The sequence below is a fragment of the Halomonas sp. KM007 genome (genome assembly GCF_050709225.1).
Classification (GTDB): domain Bacteria; phylum Pseudomonadota; class Gammaproteobacteria; order Pseudomonadales; family Halomonadaceae; genus Vreelandella; species Vreelandella hamiltonii.
In genome coordinates this window covers 2,535,695-2,550,622 of record NZ_CP136131.1, presented here as the reverse complement: position 1 = coordinate 2,550,622, position 14,928 = coordinate 2,535,695, and the positions used below count along the sequence as shown (strand labels likewise).

The 14,928-nt window shown below is 62.1% G+C and carries 15 protein-coding genes; 7 read left to right on the top strand and 8 right to left on the bottom strand.

The genetic code is table 11. The features are described 5' to 3' along the window. The first annotated feature begins 7 nt into the window (after positions 1–7). Positions 8–1,234 carry a zinc metallochaperone GTPase ZigA gene (gene zigA, locus RVM27_RS12060; RefSeq protein ID WP_039180423.1) on the top strand — a complete coding sequence of 409 codons (1,227 nt, stop codon included), beginning with the start codon at positions 8–10 and terminating at the stop codon, positions 1,232–1,234. Between the two features lie 271 nt (positions 1,235–1,505). Here zigA and RVM27_RS12055 read toward each other — a convergent pair whose 3' ends face one another. From RVM27_RS12055 to RVM27_RS12030, 6 genes are all read right to left on the bottom strand, one after another. Next, the gene (locus RVM27_RS12055; RefSeq protein ID WP_498956683.1) at positions 1,506–3,227 is read right to left on the bottom strand and encodes a SulP family inorganic anion transporter; all 1,722 of its coding nucleotides are present in this window, start codon (positions 3,225–3,227) and stop codon (positions 1,506–1,508) included. A 69-nt stretch (positions 3,228–3,296) separates the two neighbouring features. Beyond that, complete coding sequence (locus tag RVM27_RS12050) at positions 3,297–3,725, bottom strand: protein tyrosine phosphatase family protein (protein ID WP_498956682.1); 429 nt, start codon at positions 3,723–3,725, stop codon at positions 3,297–3,299. A 30-nt stretch (positions 3,726–3,755) separates the two neighbouring features. Then, complete coding sequence (locus RVM27_RS12045) at positions 3,756–4,664, bottom strand: MBL fold metallo-hydrolase (RefSeq protein WP_498956681.1); 909 nt, start codon at positions 4,662–4,664, stop codon at positions 3,756–3,758. 165 nt (positions 4,665–4,829) lie between these two features. Further along, positions 4,830–5,048, bottom strand: coding sequence for a DUF1653 domain-containing protein (locus RVM27_RS12040; RefSeq protein ID WP_498956680.1), 219 nt, complete (start codon positions 5,046–5,048; stop codon positions 4,830–4,832). Further along, complete coding sequence (gene tcdA, locus RVM27_RS12035; RefSeq protein ID WP_498956679.1) at positions 4,991–5,893, bottom strand: tRNA threonylcarbamoyladenosine dehydratase; 903 nt, start codon at positions 5,891–5,893, stop codon at positions 4,991–4,993. The genes RVM27_RS12040 and tcdA overlap by 58 nt, the downstream gene beginning before the upstream one ends. Positions 5,894–5,901: 8 nt before the next feature. Further along, the gene (locus RVM27_RS12030) at positions 5,902–6,675 is read right to left on the bottom strand and encodes a pseudouridine synthase (protein ID WP_193461761.1); all 774 of its coding nucleotides are present in this window, start codon (positions 6,673–6,675) and stop codon (positions 5,902–5,904) included. A gap of 167 nt (positions 6,676–6,842) precedes the next feature. Here RVM27_RS12030 and RVM27_RS12025 point away from each other — a divergent pair, with 167 nt between their 5' ends. From RVM27_RS12025 to RVM27_RS12000, 6 genes are all read left to right on the top strand, one after another. Beyond that, positions 6,843–8,378: an ABC transporter substrate-binding protein gene (locus RVM27_RS12025; protein ID WP_498956678.1), complete on the top strand. Its 1,536-nt coding sequence runs from the start codon at positions 6,843–6,845 to the stop codon at positions 8,376–8,378. A 20-nt stretch (positions 8,379–8,398) separates the two neighbouring features. Continuing rightward, complete coding sequence (locus RVM27_RS12020) at positions 8,399–9,334, top strand: ABC transporter permease (RefSeq protein WP_096922117.1); 936 nt, start codon at positions 8,399–8,401, stop codon at positions 9,332–9,334. After that, positions 9,331–10,173, top strand: coding sequence for an ABC transporter permease (locus RVM27_RS12015; protein WP_498956677.1), 843 nt, complete (start codon positions 9,331–9,333; stop codon positions 10,171–10,173). The genes RVM27_RS12020 and RVM27_RS12015 overlap by 4 nt, the downstream gene beginning before the upstream one ends. Then, a complete protein-coding gene (locus RVM27_RS12010; RefSeq protein ID WP_498956676.1) occupies positions 10,170–11,591 on the top strand; it encodes an ABC transporter ATP-binding protein in 1,422 nt (473 codons plus the stop codon). The genes RVM27_RS12015 and RVM27_RS12010 overlap by 4 nt, the downstream gene beginning before the upstream one ends. Positions 11,592–11,675: 84 nt before the next feature. Next, positions 11,676–12,209, top strand: coding sequence for a superoxide dismutase family protein (gene sodC / locus RVM27_RS12005; protein WP_498956675.1), 534 nt, complete (start codon positions 11,676–11,678; stop codon positions 12,207–12,209). A gap of 128 nt (positions 12,210–12,337) precedes the next feature. Then, positions 12,338–13,810: a carbon starvation CstA family protein gene (locus RVM27_RS12000; protein WP_081136665.1), complete on the top strand. Its 1,473-nt coding sequence runs from the start codon at positions 12,338–12,340 to the stop codon at positions 13,808–13,810. A 98-nt stretch (positions 13,811–13,908) separates the two neighbouring features. On the opposite strand, the gene bfr is transcribed toward RVM27_RS12000, so the two are convergent. Both bfr and RVM27_RS11990 read right to left on the bottom strand, forming a co-directional pair. Beyond that, complete coding sequence (gene bfr / locus RVM27_RS11995; RefSeq protein ID WP_016914994.1) at positions 13,909–14,394, bottom strand: bacterioferritin; 486 nt, start codon at positions 14,392–14,394, stop codon at positions 13,909–13,911. 170 nt (positions 14,395–14,564) lie between these two features. After that, the gene (locus RVM27_RS11990) at positions 14,565–14,771 is read right to left on the bottom strand and encodes a (2Fe-2S)-binding protein (protein WP_096922113.1); all 207 of its coding nucleotides are present in this window, start codon (positions 14,769–14,771) and stop codon (positions 14,565–14,567) included. Positions 14,772–14,928 lie beyond the last annotated feature (157 nt).

The window sequence follows — 14,928 nt, the reverse complement described above, 5'->3', positions numbered from 1 at the left end:
ACTGGCAATGTCTGCGTTCGCTCCTTTACCCGTGACCGTGCTTTCCGGCTTTCTGGGCGCGGGGAAAACCACCGTGCTCAATCATATTCTCGCCAACCGCGAGGGTCGTCGCGTGGCGGTGATCGTCAACGACATGAGCGAGGTCAATATCGATGGTGCACTGGTACGCGGCGGCCCCGGCGAGCCGACGCTGGACAGTGATGTCGCGCTGAATCGTTCGGAAGAGCGGCTGGTCGAAATGAGCAACGGCTGCATCTGCTGCACGCTACGCGAAGATCTGCTGGTAGAGGTGAGCCAACTGGCTCGCGAGGGCAAGTTCGATTACCTGGTCATCGAGTCCACTGGCATCTCCGAGCCGCTGCCCGTGGCGGAAACCTTTACCTTCGAAGACGAAAGCGGCCAGAGTCTTTCCCAGGTCGCCAGACTGGACACGCTGGTCACCGTGGTCGATGGCGCTAATTTCCTGGCTCAGTACCAGGAAGCGCAGAGCCTGGCCGAGGCGGGAGAGAGCCTGGGCGAGGACGACGAGCGCAACGTCGCCGACCTGCTGGTGGACCAGATCGAGTTTTGCGATGTGCTGCTGATCAGCAAGACGGACTTGATCAGTGAGACCGAACTGGCGTCATTGAAAGCGATCCTGCGCTCGCTCAACCCAGAGGCCGAGCTGGTGCCCATCACCCAGGGCGGTGTCCCGCTGGACAAGGTGCTGGATACCGGCAAGTTCGATTTCGAGCGCGCCCAGCAGGCGCCCGGCTGGCTCAAGGAGATGCGCGGAGAGCACGTGCCGGAAACCGAAGAGTACGGCATTGGCAGCTTCGCCTACCACGCCCGCCGCCCCTTCCACCCGCAAAAATTTCACGACCTGCTGAATGCCGAGTGGTTCGGCAAGGGCCTGCTGCGCTCCAAAGGCTTTTTCTGGCTGGCCACTCGCCCCCGCTACGCGGGCCAGTGGAGCCAGGCAGGCGGCATTGCCCATCACGGCCCCGCCGGGGTGTTCTGGAAGGCCATCCCGGAAGCCAACTGGCCGGAAGACCCGGAATACCGCCAGTTCATCCTGGAGAAATGGCAAGAGCCGTTTGGCGACATGCGCCAGGAGCTGGTGTTCATTGGCCAGAACATGGATCAATCCCGCATGCGTGCTGCGCTGGATGAGTGCCTGCTGAGCGAAGCAGAGTTGCTGGAAGGCATGGAAGCGTGGAAGCAGCTCCCGGACCCCTTCCCTGCTTGGGAGTAACGCCCCTAAACATAAGGTTCATCGCATTCTGGCGTGAATCAATTGGCCACCCACAGGTGGGCTGGGGTGGCTACTCAAGCTACCCTGACTCCACTGGCCTCACTCCCGCCACTTTGCTGTTGTGGGAGGGGGCTTTAGCCCGCGATGATGGCGGCACCTGTGCTTGCTCAGGCAGTCGCCCAATGAATTGGCCTCCCACAAGCAGGCTGGGGTGGCTACTCTGGCAGTCGCCCAATGCATTGGCCTCCCACAGATTAGCGCAAACACACTTTTATGTCGCAATGACCGGATGCGCCAGCGCTTGCCAGGCGTCATAGGTGGTAAAGAAAACCTGACCAGTCAGTTCGTGATAAAACTCCGTATGCTTTAGGCGGTCCATCACCGGCCCTTTCACCTCGGCCAGGTGCAGTGTGGCTCCAGCGTCTTTCAGCCGCCCGTTGATGGCCTCCAGGCTCTCCAGCGCTGACGCATCGATGACATTCACCGCCTGGCAGGTGAGCACAATGTGCTTGAGCGACGGCGAGCGCGCGGCCAGCTCCATGACGGTATCTTCGAGATAGCGGGCGTTGGCAAAATAGAGGCTTTCATCGATGCGCAGCATGGCGACATGCTCGTCGGTTTCGACCTGATGGCGCTTCACGTTACGGAAATGCTCGGTGCCCGGCACCCGACCGACCACCGCGCTATGAGGTTGGCTGGTGCGGTAAAGATGTAACCCCAGCGACAGTACCACTCCGCTGATAATGCCCACTTCCACGCTGTGCAGCAGGGTCAGCAGCAAAGTAGCGACCATCGCCACACCATCGCTTCTGGAGTATTGCCAGGTCCGCTTTACCGCAGGCAAATCGATCAACGTCCCTACGGCCACGATAATCGTGGCGGCCAGCGTGGCGGTGGGTAAAAAGGCCAGCAAATCCGTCAGCAGCAGCGTCGCCAACACGATGCCCAACGCGGTAAAAGCCCCCGCCAGCGGCGTGGCTGCTCCGGCTTCAAAATTGACCACCGAGCGCGAAAAACCGCCCGAAACCGGTGAGCCGCCGCTGACGCCAGCACCAAGATTGGCCATGCCGAGCGCGATAAGCTCCTGGTTGGGGTCGATACGCTGACGGCGCTTGGCGGCCAGGGTCTGCGCCACGGATACCGACTCCACGAACCCCACTAAACTGATCAACAGCGCCGCCGGCAACAGCCCGAGCCAAAGCGATTGATCCAGGCTCGGCAGCGTAATGGCAGGCAGGCCACTGGGCACAAAGCCCACCACATCGACCCCGCGCTGCTCCAATTGTAAGCCCCAGGCCAACAGCGTGGTCACGATGACCGCCGAAATAGGCGCCGCCTTGACCATTAGCCCAGCCAAACTGGCCGGCACTCCTAACCCGGTCAGCCAGCCATTCAAGCGCTTGCGGCACACCCATAGATAGGCCCATACGCCCACGCCAATCAGCAGCGTGATCATATTCACCTGCTGCCACTGGCCCAATAGCGCTTGCAGCAGGTCCACCACGTTATGGCCGGTCGCCTCGATACCAAAAATGTGCTTCAACTGGCTGATGGCAATCAAGATTCCCGAAGCGGTCACAAACCCGGAAATCACCGGGTGGCTGAGAAAGTTGACTAAAAAGCCCAGCCGAAGCACGCCCATGGCGATAAGGATCAGCCCTGAGAGGGCCGCCAGCACCAGCGCCGCACCGATATATTCCGGGCTGCCCGGCGCGGCAAAGCTGCTCAGCGCCGAGGCCGTCATCAGTGCTGCCACCGCCACCGGCCCTACCGCCAAACTCGCGCTGGTGCCAAAGATGGCGTATAGCACCAGCGGCAGCATGCTGGCATAAAGCCCCATTTCCGGTGGCAGCCCTGCCAGCATGGCGTAGGCCAGCGCTTGCGGCACCAGCATCAGCGTGACGATCACCGCAGCGAGTAGATCCCGCGTGAGCACGCCCCGATGATAGGTTCGCAGCCAGCCGATTAACGGTATCCACCGGTCAATGATCATGATGCACTCTCATCACGGCTATGCGTTGAGACGGGTTCTTCACGCCGACAGCACACTCATCTTCGCCTGTTACTGGGCAATCGCATGTAGCGCATGGCGCTGATCTTCCAGATCGATCCCCGCCGCGTGAGCCGCCGCAAACAGTACTGCCAAATCGCACTGTTCGTGCTGACGCTTGGCGAAGGCCCACAGGTGCGTGGCCCGCTTGCCGGTGCGGCAAAACGCCAAGAGAGGGCGTGGCAGCTGTTGAAGCGCTTCAGCAAAGGCGCGGATGTCAGCTTCATTGTATTCGCCTGGCTTCACGGGGATATGCACCCAGGCAAGACCAAGCTGCCTGGCCTTTTCGCGGAAGCCAGCTTCGTCGGGAAAGTCCTCGCTTTCACCCTCGATGCGATGACACACCACCGCGTGAAAACCACGCGCTTTGACTTCTTCCAACTCATCCACCGCCAGCGCTGAGGTGATCTCGACGCCTGGCTCCAATGGCTTCGTTTGCATGCCCATACCTCCTGTTGAGTTCGGATAACATCAACCCCAGGCCGCACCTTCCAGAGCATCCAGCGGGATTTTTAGATAGCGCTTGCCGTTAGCTTCTGGCTCCGGCAAACGGCCACCGCGAGTGTTTACCTGCAGCGCGTGCAGAATCAGCTTGGGCATGGGCAGCTCGCTATCCCGCTGGTGGCGCAGTGCGATGTACTCCTCCTCGCTTTTGCCAACCAAGTGCGGGTTGTTGGCTCGCTGCTCATCGACGCTGCTCTGCCACTTTGGCTCACGGCCATCGGGCATGTAGTCGTGGCCGGTAAACAGCCGCGTATCGCCCGGCAGCGCAAGAATCTGCTGAATGGAGTGCCACAGCGATTGGGCACTGCCACCGGGGAAATCGGCACGCGCGGTGCCAAAATCAGGCTGGAACAGGGTGTCATGCACAAAGGCGGTGTCACCAATTACATAGGTAATAGAGGCCAGCGTATGACCAGGCGAGTGAAGCACGCGGGCGCTGAGTTCACCGATGGTAAACGTATCGCCTTCGACAAATAGCCTGTCCCACTGGCGACCATCGACGGCCATATCGGGCCAGTGATAAATCTCCTTCCACAGCGCCTGCACCTTGGTCACGTATTGGCCAATCGCCGTTGGTGCGCCCGTTTTCTCTTTCAGGTACTGGGCTGCGGAAAAGTGGTCCGCATGGGGGTGCGTATCCAAAATCCACACCACTGTCAGGCCTTGATCCTCTACATATTTCAGCAACGCATCCGCGCAGAAAGTCGCCGTTGCGCCGGACTTCTCGTCGAAATCCAGCACCGGATCAATAATCGCACACTGCCCGGTGGCGGGGTCGCTGACGATGTATTGAACGCTAAAGGTACGCGGGTCAAAAAAGCCCGCCACATGGGGGGATCCCGCACCGGTGCTTTGCGAAAGAGCAAAGGTCTTCATGCTTATCTCCAGATACTTGAACAAGTCTGCCATACGCCTGCGCGTCAACTGCTGTTATAAATATAGACAATTATGGAATATAAGCAATGGCAACTACAAAAACGCCGCCTCCCTGATAACAGGGGGCGGCGATCAGCAGACGCTCTAGTGGCGCAATCAGTAGGGCTAGAACGCCTTCTCCAATGCAAAGCGCGGCTGGGTATTCCCCTCTTTCGTCACGCTCTCCATGAACATCGCCAGCGGGCGCACCCAGAGGCCGTAGTCGCCGTAGAGGGCGCGGTAGACCACCAGCGGTTCTTCGCTTTCGCTGTGCTGGGCGGTGCCCATCACTTCGTAAAGGTTGCCTTTGTAGTGGCGGTAAATGCCAGGGGTCGGGGGGGGCATTCGCTTTCCTCTTCGGTTGTGTGTGTGGCGGCGGGCTGCTGCGCTTTTTTGGCCAGCCGCTCCAGCACTTTGGAGGCGGCCACGAAGCCAAAGGTGCCGGTGAGAAAGGTCGCCGCCCCAAAGCCGGAAGCGCAGTCCAACCGTGTGGCATCGCCGCTGCCGGGCTTTTGCAGGCACACTTCGCCGTCGGCGCCGGGGTAGATCAGCTGCTCGTCGGAGTAGATGCACTCCACCGAGAAGCGCCGCTTGGGGTTGCGGGAGAAGCCGTAGTCGCGGCGCAGCCGGGAGCGCACTTTGGAAAGCAGCGGGTCGTGCTCGGTACGGGTCAAATCCGCCACTTGAATGCGCGTGGGGTCGGTTTGCCCGCCTGCCGCACCGGTGACGGTAATCGGGATCTTGCGCCGCTTGCACCAGGCAATCAGCGCGGCCTTGGCGATGACGCTGTCGATGGCATCCACCACGTGGTCGGCGTCGTCGGGAATGCGTTCGGCCAGATTGGTGGGCGTGACGAAGGCGGTATCCGCGATGATTTCGATCTCGGGGGCAATCAGGCGGCAGCGCTGGGCCAAAACGTCTACTTTGGGCTGGCCAATCGTGCCATCCAGCGCGTGAAGCTGGCGGTTGACGTTGGAGACACATACGTCGTCCAGATCGATCAGCGTGAGCTTGCCGATGCCTGAGCGGGCTAGCGCCTCGACCGTCCAGCTGCCCACACCACCAACCCCGACCACCACCACGTGGGCACGGCGAAATGCCTGCGCCGCACGCTGGCCGTAAAGGCGCCGAATACCGCCAAAGCGGAAGTCATAATCGCTGGAAGAGGGCGTGGATTCATTCAATGACATGGGCTGACTCACAGGGCTTGCAGGACAGAAGGCTTGGCAATGGGCGGGGTTCGCACGCTATCCAGGGGTAAATGCCCCTGCCAGCCAAACTGCTCGAACAGGTGCTTCATGGTGTCGTCCACGGCACAGCCAAGCTGAATGCGCTTATCCAGCAGCGGGTGATCGAAGGCCAGGTAAGTCGCTGCCAGCAGCAGGCGTGGCGCTGCCAGCTGTTCGGCAAAAAAGCGGTTGTGGACACTCTTGCCGTGTTTGGCGTCGCCGATGATCGGGTAGCCGCGACGGGACAAGTGGCGGCGTATCTGGTGGCGTCGCCCGGTCAGGGGGCGTGCCTCCACCAGCGAGTAACGCGCCACCGGGTAGCGGTCTACCTGTACGGGTAGCTCGACGCTGTCCAAGCGGCGAATGTCGGTCATCGCGGGCATGGCGGGCATTTCCGCCTTGGGTCGGGTGCCGTCCTCCTCCCTGAGCGGGTAGTCCAGCCGCTCCTGCTCAGGTGCCTTGCCGCGCACCACGGCCAGGTAACGCTTCTCCACCTGGCGTTCGCTGAACGCTTCGGCCAGCAGCGCCGCCGCTTCCGACGAGAGCCCCAGCACCATGACCCCGGAGGTGGGGCGGTCCAGCCGATGCACGGGATATACCCGCTTGCCCAGCTGGTCGCGCAGGCGCTGGAGCAGAAATTCGGTTTCTCCCCGCGCCAGGGTGGAGCGGTGCACCAGCAGCCCGGAAGGCTTATGCACGGCAACGAGGTGCTCATCCTGATAGAGGATGTTGAGTGGCGGCATGGAACTCCCTACTAACGGCATGAAACGACGACCCGGATGGCAATATGCCCGGCGGGCTATTGTCGCGGCTACAGAGGTGAATGTCATCCGTTGCACAGACGAGAATGACTTTCATACCTAACCTGATATGTTATAAGATAACTCTTTTATTCCATCAGGAGTTTCTTATGAAGCGCGCCTTTGCTGCGGGAGTCACCCTCCTACTGGCTTTACCCGTAACGCCTGCTGCATGGGCGAACGAACAGCGCCTGGATATCGTCGCCCCGTGGGAAATCAAGGGGCCAGACCCGGCCATCTCGGGCTATGTATTTGGCCGCATGCGCGTGGCCGAGACCCTGGTGGACACCGACTCGAACGGGCAGCTTGCCCCAGGACTCGCCAGCGCCTGGGAGGTCTCCGAAGACGGCCTGACATGGCGTTTCACGCTGCGGGAGGGAGCCACCTTTCATGACGGCAGCGCCGTGACCGCCGAGGCAGCGCTCCACAGCCTGGAAGTCGCCCGTGCCAAACCGGGCATACTCGACAGCGCCCCGATTCAGCAGATGCGGGCCGACCAGGGTGCCGTGGTCATCGAGCTGGAAAGCCCCTTCTCGCCCCTGCCGGCCCTGTTGGCACACTCCACCGCGCTGATTCTTGCCGATGCGGCGTTTGCCGATAATGGCGACGTCGTGGCGATGATCGGTAGCGGTCCTTATCAGGTGGAGGCGCTCTCGCCCCCGCAGCGCATGACCGTCACGCGGTTCGAGGATTACTGGGGAGAGCCCGCCAACATTGCCAGCGCCAGCTACCTGGCCGTTAGCCGAGGCGAAACCCGCGCCCTGATGGCCGAAAGCGGTGACGCCGATATCGTGTACACCCTGGACCCCGCCAGCCAGGCACGCCTAGCGCGTAACGCACGGCTGGCGCTGCACGCCGAGCCGCTGCCACGCACCATCATGTTGAAACTGAATGCAGGCCATGCGCTGCTGGAAGATGCGCGCGCTCGTCAGGCGCTGAGCATGGCCATCGACCGGCAGGGCATTGCGGCGGGCCTGCTGCGCACCCCGGAAGCCGCGGCCGCCGAACTCTTCCCGGATAGCCTTGGCCCCTGGCACCTGGGGCTTGACCCTGCGGATGCCCAGGATATCGAGGCCGCCAAGGCGCTGCTGGCCGAACTGGGCTGGGAAGCAGGGCGTGATGGCATGCTGGAGCGCGATGGCCAGCCGTTTGCCTTGACCCTGCGCACCTATGCGGATCGCCCCGAGCTTCCGGTCGTGGCCACTGCCCTGCAGGATCAGTGGCGCGATATTGGTGTCGCGCTGGAAGTCGCCGTGGGTAACGCTAGCGAGATCCCTTCCGGCCACCACGACAACAGCCTGGAAGTCGGCCTGGTAGGCCGCAACTACGACCTGGTGCCCAACCCGCTGGGCTCGCTGCTGGACGATATCGGCAGTGACGCCAACTCGATGGGCGGCGACTGGGGCACCATGAACTGGCGTGACGAGGAGGTGGCTCAGTGGTTGGACGCGCTGCGTCAAGCCACCGACGAGCAGGCCCTCGATGACTTGGCACCGCTGGTCGCAGAGCGCCTTCACCAGCAGATGCCGCTGATTCCCGTGGCCTGGTATCAACAAACCGCAGCGGTCAACAGCGCCCTGGAAGGGTTCTCCATCGATCCGCTGGAGCGCAGTTACCGCATCGACCAAATGGGGTGGGCAGAGTGATATCACGCTGGAACCATGGGTTGGGCCGACTACTGTGGTCGCGGCTGTTGCAGGCAGGGCTGGTGGCCTGGCTGGTAGGCACGCTGACGTTCATCATTACCCGCACCCTGCCAGGCGATATGGCCTACCGCATTGCCGCCGGGCGCTATGGGCATGACATGGTGGATGGCGCCGCCGCCGAGGCCGTGCGTGCCGAGCTGGCGCTGGACCAGTCGGGCCTGGGCGCCTACCTGGGCTGGCTCTGGGATCTCGTCCAGTTCGATCTGGGCCGCTCGCTGGTGAGCGGGCGGCCCGTGCTGGAAGAGCTTTCCCACCAGTTGGGCCACTCCTTGAGCCTGGCCGTAGTGGCGGTGTTGCTCTCGCTGCTGATTGGGCCCCCGCTGGGGCTGGCGGCCGGGCGCCGCCCCGGCGGCCTGCTGGACCGCACCAGTGAAGTCGCCGCCAGCGTGTTGCGCGCGCTGCCCGCCTTTGCCGTCGGGCTGCTGCTGATCATGCTGTTTGCCGTCACCCTGGGCTGGCTGCCGGTGGCAGGCCACGGTGGGCCAATGCATACCGTGCTACCGGCCCTGACGCTGGCGCTGGGCCTGGCGGCGGTCTCCAGCCGCGTGGCTCGCAACGCCATGGCCGAGGTTTCCCAGTCGGCCTACTACGCCTTTTCTCACACCAAGGGCCTTGGGCCACGGCGCAGCTTCCTGCGCCACGGTCTGCGCAACGCATCGGTGCCCGTGGTGGCCTATCTGGGCGTCCAGTTCGTCTACCTGATCGAAGGTGTCGTGGTGGTCGAAACCCTGTTCGCCTGGCCCGGCATCGGCCACGCCCTGGTGCACGCCATCGTGGCCCGAGACGTGCCGATGATTCAAGGCACGGCGCTGGTCATGGGCCTGCTGTTCGTGCTGCTGAATACGGCGGTGGATATCGCCTGCCACCTACTCGACCCAAGGAGACGCCAAGCATGATGGGCACTACCTCGTCACGGCTACCTGCCTCCCGCCCCCTGCATGGCCATACGACACTGCTATCGGCGCGCCAATGGTGGGGCGCGGGCCTGCTGGCCCTGCTGCTCGCCTTTGCCTGGCTGGTGCCCTGGCTGGTCGACGCCGACCCCGCCCGCCAGCAGCTCAGCCGCATCCTGCAGGCACCCTCGCTGGCCGAGCCTTTCGGTACCGACCACCTTGGCCGCAGCATGCTGGCGCGTATGGCGGCCGCCATTCGGCTCTCATTGGGCATGGCACTGCTCAGCGTAGCCACCGCCGCCATTCCCGGCGTGCTGCTGGGCGTCGTGGCGGGCTGGCGGGGCGGCTGGACCGACCGCCTGCTGGGTAGCGTTGCCGATGCCTGCCTGGCGCTGCCGGGCCTGTTGCTGGTGCTGCTGCTGGCCGCCATCGCCCCCGGCAACTTCTGGACCCTCTACGTGGGGATCTCGCTGGTGCTGTGGATCGAGTATTTCCGGGTAGTACGAGCGCGCACCCAAGCGCTGGTCACCTCACCACAGATCGAAGCCAGCCGACTGCTGGGCTTTGGCCCGGTGATGCTGTTTCGTCGCCACTTATGGCCTGAGCTGGCGCCCCAGGTGTTCACGCTGGCCGCCTTCGGTGCCGCCAGCGCGATTCTCGCCATGGCCGCGCTGGGCTTTGTCAGCGTCGGCCTGCGGCCGCCCACGGCGGAACTGGGCTTGATGATGATCGAGCTGTTGCCCTACTACCACGAAGCCCCCTGGGCCATGGCACAGCCGATTCTCGTGCTGTTCGTGGTGGTCTTGAGCTTGAACCTGCTGGCAGGGAAGGACCCACGATGACCTCCATGACGCTCACCACTCAACTGCTGGATGTCAGTGATCTGGAGATCACTGGCGACGGCGTCACCATCGCCCCGATCAGCTTTCGTCTGGCCGCTGGCCAGCGTCTGACCCTGCTGGGGGAAACCGGTTCGGGCAAGAGCCTGATTGCCCAGGCCATCATGGGCACGCTACCGCCGGGTCTGGCGGCGCAAGGTTCGCTGGAAATTGCCGGTGTGACTTATCCTGCCAACGCCCCGCAAAGCCGGCAGGCGCTGTGGGGCCGCACTCTGGCGCTGCTGCCCCAGGAGCCCTGGAACGCGCTGGACCCCACCATGCGCGCCCTGCCACAAGTGGCAGAAACCCATCGTTTCGTCGCTGGCAAGACAGCAGCAGACGCCCAAGCCGCCGCCAAGGCCGAGTTGAGCCGCCTGGGTCTTGCCCATGCGCTGCATAAACTGCCGGGGGAGCTTTCCGGCGGCATGGCCCAGCGGGTGGCCTTCGCGGCCGCCAGCGCTGCGGGGGCTGCCATGGTGATTGCCGATGAGCCCACCAAAGGGCTGGATGCCCCGCGCCGGGATGACGTGGTCGAATTACTGGCCAGCACCCCCGAGCGTGGCGGCGCCCTGCTGACCATCACACACGATATCGAAGTCGCCCGGCGACTGGGGGGCGAAGTGATCATTCTGCGCAAGGGACAGGTGGTTGAACGCGGTCCTGCCGAAGTGCTGCTGAACCACCCGAATACCGAGTATGCCCAACGCCTGCTGGCCGCCGAACCCAGCCGCTGGCCCGATCCCCCCGCGTTTCGTGGCCACGCCGAGGCCCCCGTGGTCAGCGCCCAGGGGCTTGCCATGACGCGCGGCGGTCGTGAGCTCTTCTCCCAGCTGGAGGTCAGCCTGCGCCCCGGCGAAATCGTCGGCGTAGTGGGCCCCTCCGGCTGCGGCAAGAGCACGCTGGGCGATATTCTGCTGGGCGTCACGCGGCCCAACCAGGGGCGCGTCGACTACCATCAAAGTATTCCCGTACTGGGCCGCCAGAAGCTCTACCAGGACCCTCCGGCCGCCTTTTCGCCCCACTGGACACTGGCGCAGCTGCTGGCCGACCTGCAGCGGCGTCACCGCTTCGACCCGGCACGCGTGGCGCCGCTACTGCAGCGCCTGGGGCTCGACGACCACCTGCTGGCCCGTCGGCCGGGGGAGATTTCCGGCGGTGAACTGCAGCGCTTCGCGATGCTGCGCGTGCTGCTGCTCGAGCCACGCTTCCTGTTCGCCGACGAACCCACGTCCAGGCTCGACCCCGTCACTCAGCAGCACACCCTCAGCCTGCTCATCGAGCTGGCCCGGGAGCAGGGCTGCGCGGTGATGCTGGTCAGCCATGACCCGGCCTTGATCGAGAAAGTGTGTGACCGGCAGATGGCCCTGACGTTGGCGGGTTAGCCCTTCGCCAACTACCTTGATAAGGCACCCCTTGGCACGCCACGCTGTGCCAGGGCTTCCATGGACAAGGAAAGGAGCCATTACATGCGCTATTCATTACCGCTGACCGGTATCGCTGCGGCCCTGCTGTTGGCAGGCGCGGCACAGGCCAATGAAGCATTGGACGTCGAGATACACAAGGTGAGCGCTGAAGGTACCGAAGAGTCGATTGGTACCATCGCCATCGAGCATACCGATCACGGCGTGCTCTTCACGCCCTCCTTGAGTGACCTGGAGCCAGGCGTGTACGGCTTTCACATGCATGAAAATGCCAGCTGCGACCCGGCTGAAAACGAAGATGGTGAGATGACCGCAGCGCAAGCGGCTGGTGGCCACTACGACCCCGAAGAGACCGACACCCACCAGGGCCCCTATGGCGATGGCCACCTGGGTGATTTGCCGGTGCTGACCGTCAATGAGGACGGAGAAGCCACCCTGCCGGTGCTGGCACCGCGCCTGAGCATGGAAGACGTGCTGGGCCGCAGCCTGATCATTCATGAAGGCGGCGACACCTACGATGACGAACCTCACCTGGGCGGCGGCGGTGCTCGCATGGCGTGTGGCGTGATCAGCTCGTAACTCCACTAAAGTCGTCAACCACTAAAGTTGTAAGGCATGACCCGACAGGTCTCTGTACATTCCTTCCGGCTAAATAAGCGTGGCCCGTCAAGGGCTACGCACTCCCCCTGACCTGTTGAGTGCTTTAGATGATTACCTTCATTCTCTCGATACTACTGCTGATCGTGGGTTACTTTACCTACGGCAAGTTCGTCGAGCGCGTGTTTGTCGCTGATCGTAAGCGCCAGACTCCCGCTTTCAGCATGCGCGATAACATCGACTACGTGCCGATGAATACGACGCGCAACTCCTTGATTCAGCTGCTTAACATTGCGGGTGTAGGCCCCATTTTCGGCCCGATCCTGGGGGCGCTGTACGGCCCGGTGGCGTTCGTCTGGATCGTCATTGGCTGTATTTTCGCCGGTGCCGTCCACGACTACCTGACCGGCATGATCTCGATTCGTAACCACGGCGCGCACTTGCCCCAACTGGCAGGCAAGTTCCTGGGTAAAGCCATGAAGCACGTGGTCAATGGCTTTGCCATTTTGCTGCTGTTGCTGGTGGGTACGGTGTTCGTGACGTCGCCAGCCGCCCTGCTGGCCAACATGACCTCTTTCTCGGTCACGCTGATCATCCTGGTCATCTTTGCCTATTACCTGGTGGCCACGCTGCTGCCCATCGACAAGGTGATTGGCCGTATCTACCCCTACTTTGGAGCGCTGCTGCTGTTCAGCGCCGCCGGTATCGGCATCGGCCTGGTGGTCACTGGTGCGCCTATTCCCGAACTCTCTTTCCAGAACATGCACCCGGACAATGCGCCCATTTTCCCGCTGCTGTTTCTGACCATTTCCTGTGGTGCGCTTTCCGGCTTTCATGCCACCCAGACACCGATCATCTCGCGAACCACTGAAAACGAAACCAATGGCCGCAAGATCTTCTACGGCATGATGATTGCCGAAGGCGTGATTGCCATGATCTGGGCCGCCGCCGCCATGAGCCTGTTCTACGGCGACCAGACCCTGTCCGACGTGCTGGCGTCCGGTGGCCCGGCCGCCGTGGTCAGCGAAGTCTCTACCACCATGCTGGGCGCCGTCGGTGGCACGCTGGCGGTACTGGGTGTCATCGTGCTGCCCATCACGTCCGGTGACACCGCCTTCCGCAGTGCGCGCATGATCATTGCCGACTATCTGAAAGTGGGCCAGAAACCGCTCGCCAAGCGCATCATGATCGCGCTGCCGCTGTTCGTGGCCTCTTATGCGCTCACCCACATGGACTTCACGCTGCTGTGGCGCTACTTCTCCTGGGCCAACCAGACCACCGCCGTCATCGCCCTGTGGACTGCGACGATGTACCTGGTACTCTCACGCAAGCCCTACTTGATCACCTCCATTCCGGCGGTCTTCATGACCATGGCAACGTTCACCTACCTCGCCTACGCCCCCATTGGCTTCAACCTGCCGCTGCAGGTCAGCTACGTGGTTGCCGCGTGCGGTACGCTGGTGTGCATCGCGCTGTTCATGAAGCGGGTACGTCGCCTGAGCCGGACGACCTTCAGCGTCGATGAACCCGTTCTCGAGGCCCCTGCAAATCCGACTGGCCAACTGGCGCCTCAGGGCCAGTGACACGCCATCCATCCCGAAGCGCATAAAAAAACGGGCAGCCCCAAGGGGCTGCCCGTTTTGGTTGGCGGGGCGATGCAGTGCACGCCCGGCTTGGCGCGTTACTCTTCGTCGGTCGCCAGCGCCATGTGCTTTTGCAGGTAGTTCTGAATACCGACCTGCTCGATAAGCTTCAGCTGCGTTTCGATGTGGTCGATATGACCCTCTTCATCGGCCAGCAGATCGCGCAGCAGGTCACGGGTCACGTAATCCTTGACGCTTTCGCAGTAGGTGATGGCTTCGATGTAGTCGTTGCGGCCGTCGTGCTCGATCTTGAGATCGGCTTCCAGCATTTCCTTGACGTTCTCGCCGATGTGCAGCTTGCCGAGGTCTTGCAGGTTGGGGATGCCTTCCAGGAACAGGATGCGCTCGATCAGCTTGTCAGCGTGCTGCATCTCTTCGATGGACTCGTCGTACTCCCACTTGGCCAGGGTTTTCAACCCCCAATCCTTGTACATCTTGGCGTGCAGGAAGTACTGGTTGATGGCGACCAGTTCGTTGCCGAGTGCGATGTTGAGATGCTGAATGACCTTCGGATCACCTTTCATGCCGTCACCTTCTTTTAGCGTATAGTGCTGTTGATTACAGCTGCGTCAAACAAGGAGTATAGGCCATAAAAAGGCTTACTCCCAACGTTGTCGGGAGTATAGGCGGGTACACAAAAAATTCAAGGAAATCAGCTATTTGCTAAATATAAAACCAACAAGAGTGATTCGCGTCATACGGCGTAAGCGAGACTCATGTCGGCTTCGGCGCGGGCCGCCTGAACCGCTTCTCGGGTCAGCGACTTGGCATAGCAAGCGCATTTGCCACACTGCGTGCCGCAGCCGGTGGCTTCACGCACTTCTCGCCAGCTGCGCGCTCCGTCGCTCACTTGCTGGCGAATCTGATGGTCGGTTACTCCTTTGCACACGCATACGTACATGGCGGCACCTCATAAAGGACATGAGGTGAATGTAAATGATTCGCATACATCTTTTCAAGTAGAAAACACTACTCTTTAGTAGCGATTCTTCTTGAGGCTCTGCTAATGGATAGCTAACCGATTGACGAAAAGCTATTTTTCATCCTTTTCGTCGCTC

What these genes read in the sequence shown, in the direction of transcription:
- RVM27_RS12025 (WP_498956678.1), top strand. Translation starts at nt 6,843, where the DNA reads ATGAAGCGCGCCTTTGCTGCGGGAGTCACCCTCCTACTGGCTTTACCC.
- RVM27_RS12030 (WP_193461761.1), bottom strand. Translation starts at nt 6,675, where the DNA reads ATGCCGCCACTCAACATCCTCTATCAGGATGAGCACCTCGTTGCCGTG.
- RVM27_RS12010 (WP_498956676.1), top strand. Translation starts at nt 10,170, where the DNA reads ATGACCTCCATGACGCTCACCACTCAACTGCTGGATGTCAGTGATCTG.
- RVM27_RS12050 (WP_498956682.1), bottom strand. Translation starts at nt 3,725, where the DNA reads ATGCAAACGAAGCCATTGGAGCCAGGCGTCGAGATCACCTCAGCGCTG.
- zigA (WP_039180423.1), top strand. Translation starts at nt 8, where the DNA reads ATGTCTGCGTTCGCTCCTTTACCCGTGACCGTGCTTTCCGGCTTTCTG.
- RVM27_RS12040 (WP_498956680.1), bottom strand. Translation starts at nt 5,048, where the DNA reads ATGCCCCCCCCGACCCCTGGCATTTACCGCCACTACAAAGGCAACCTT.
- RVM27_RS12055 (WP_498956683.1), bottom strand. Translation starts at nt 3,227, where the DNA reads ATGATCATTGACCGGTGGATACCGTTAATCGGCTGGCTGCGAACCTAT.
- bfr (WP_016914994.1), bottom strand. Translation starts at nt 14,394, where the DNA reads ATGAAAGGTGATCCGAAGGTCATTCAGCATCTCAACATCGCACTCGGC.
- RVM27_RS12000 (WP_081136665.1), top strand. Translation starts at nt 12,338, where the DNA reads ATGATTACCTTCATTCTCTCGATACTACTGCTGATCGTGGGTTACTTT.
- RVM27_RS12015 (WP_498956677.1), top strand. Translation starts at nt 9,331, where the DNA reads ATGATGGGCACTACCTCGTCACGGCTACCTGCCTCCCGCCCCCTGCAT.
- tcdA (WP_498956679.1), bottom strand. Translation starts at nt 5,893, where the DNA reads ATGTCATTGAATGAATCCACGCCCTCTTCCAGCGATTATGACTTCCGC.
- RVM27_RS12045 (WP_498956681.1), bottom strand. Translation starts at nt 4,664, where the DNA reads ATGAAGACCTTTGCTCTTTCGCAAAGCACCGGTGCGGGATCCCCCCAT.
- RVM27_RS11990 (WP_096922113.1), bottom strand. Translation starts at nt 14,771, where the DNA reads ATGTACGTATGCGTGTGCAAAGGAGTAACCGACCATCAGATTCGCCAG.
- sodC (WP_498956675.1), top strand. Translation starts at nt 11,676, where the DNA reads ATGCGCTATTCATTACCGCTGACCGGTATCGCTGCGGCCCTGCTGTTG.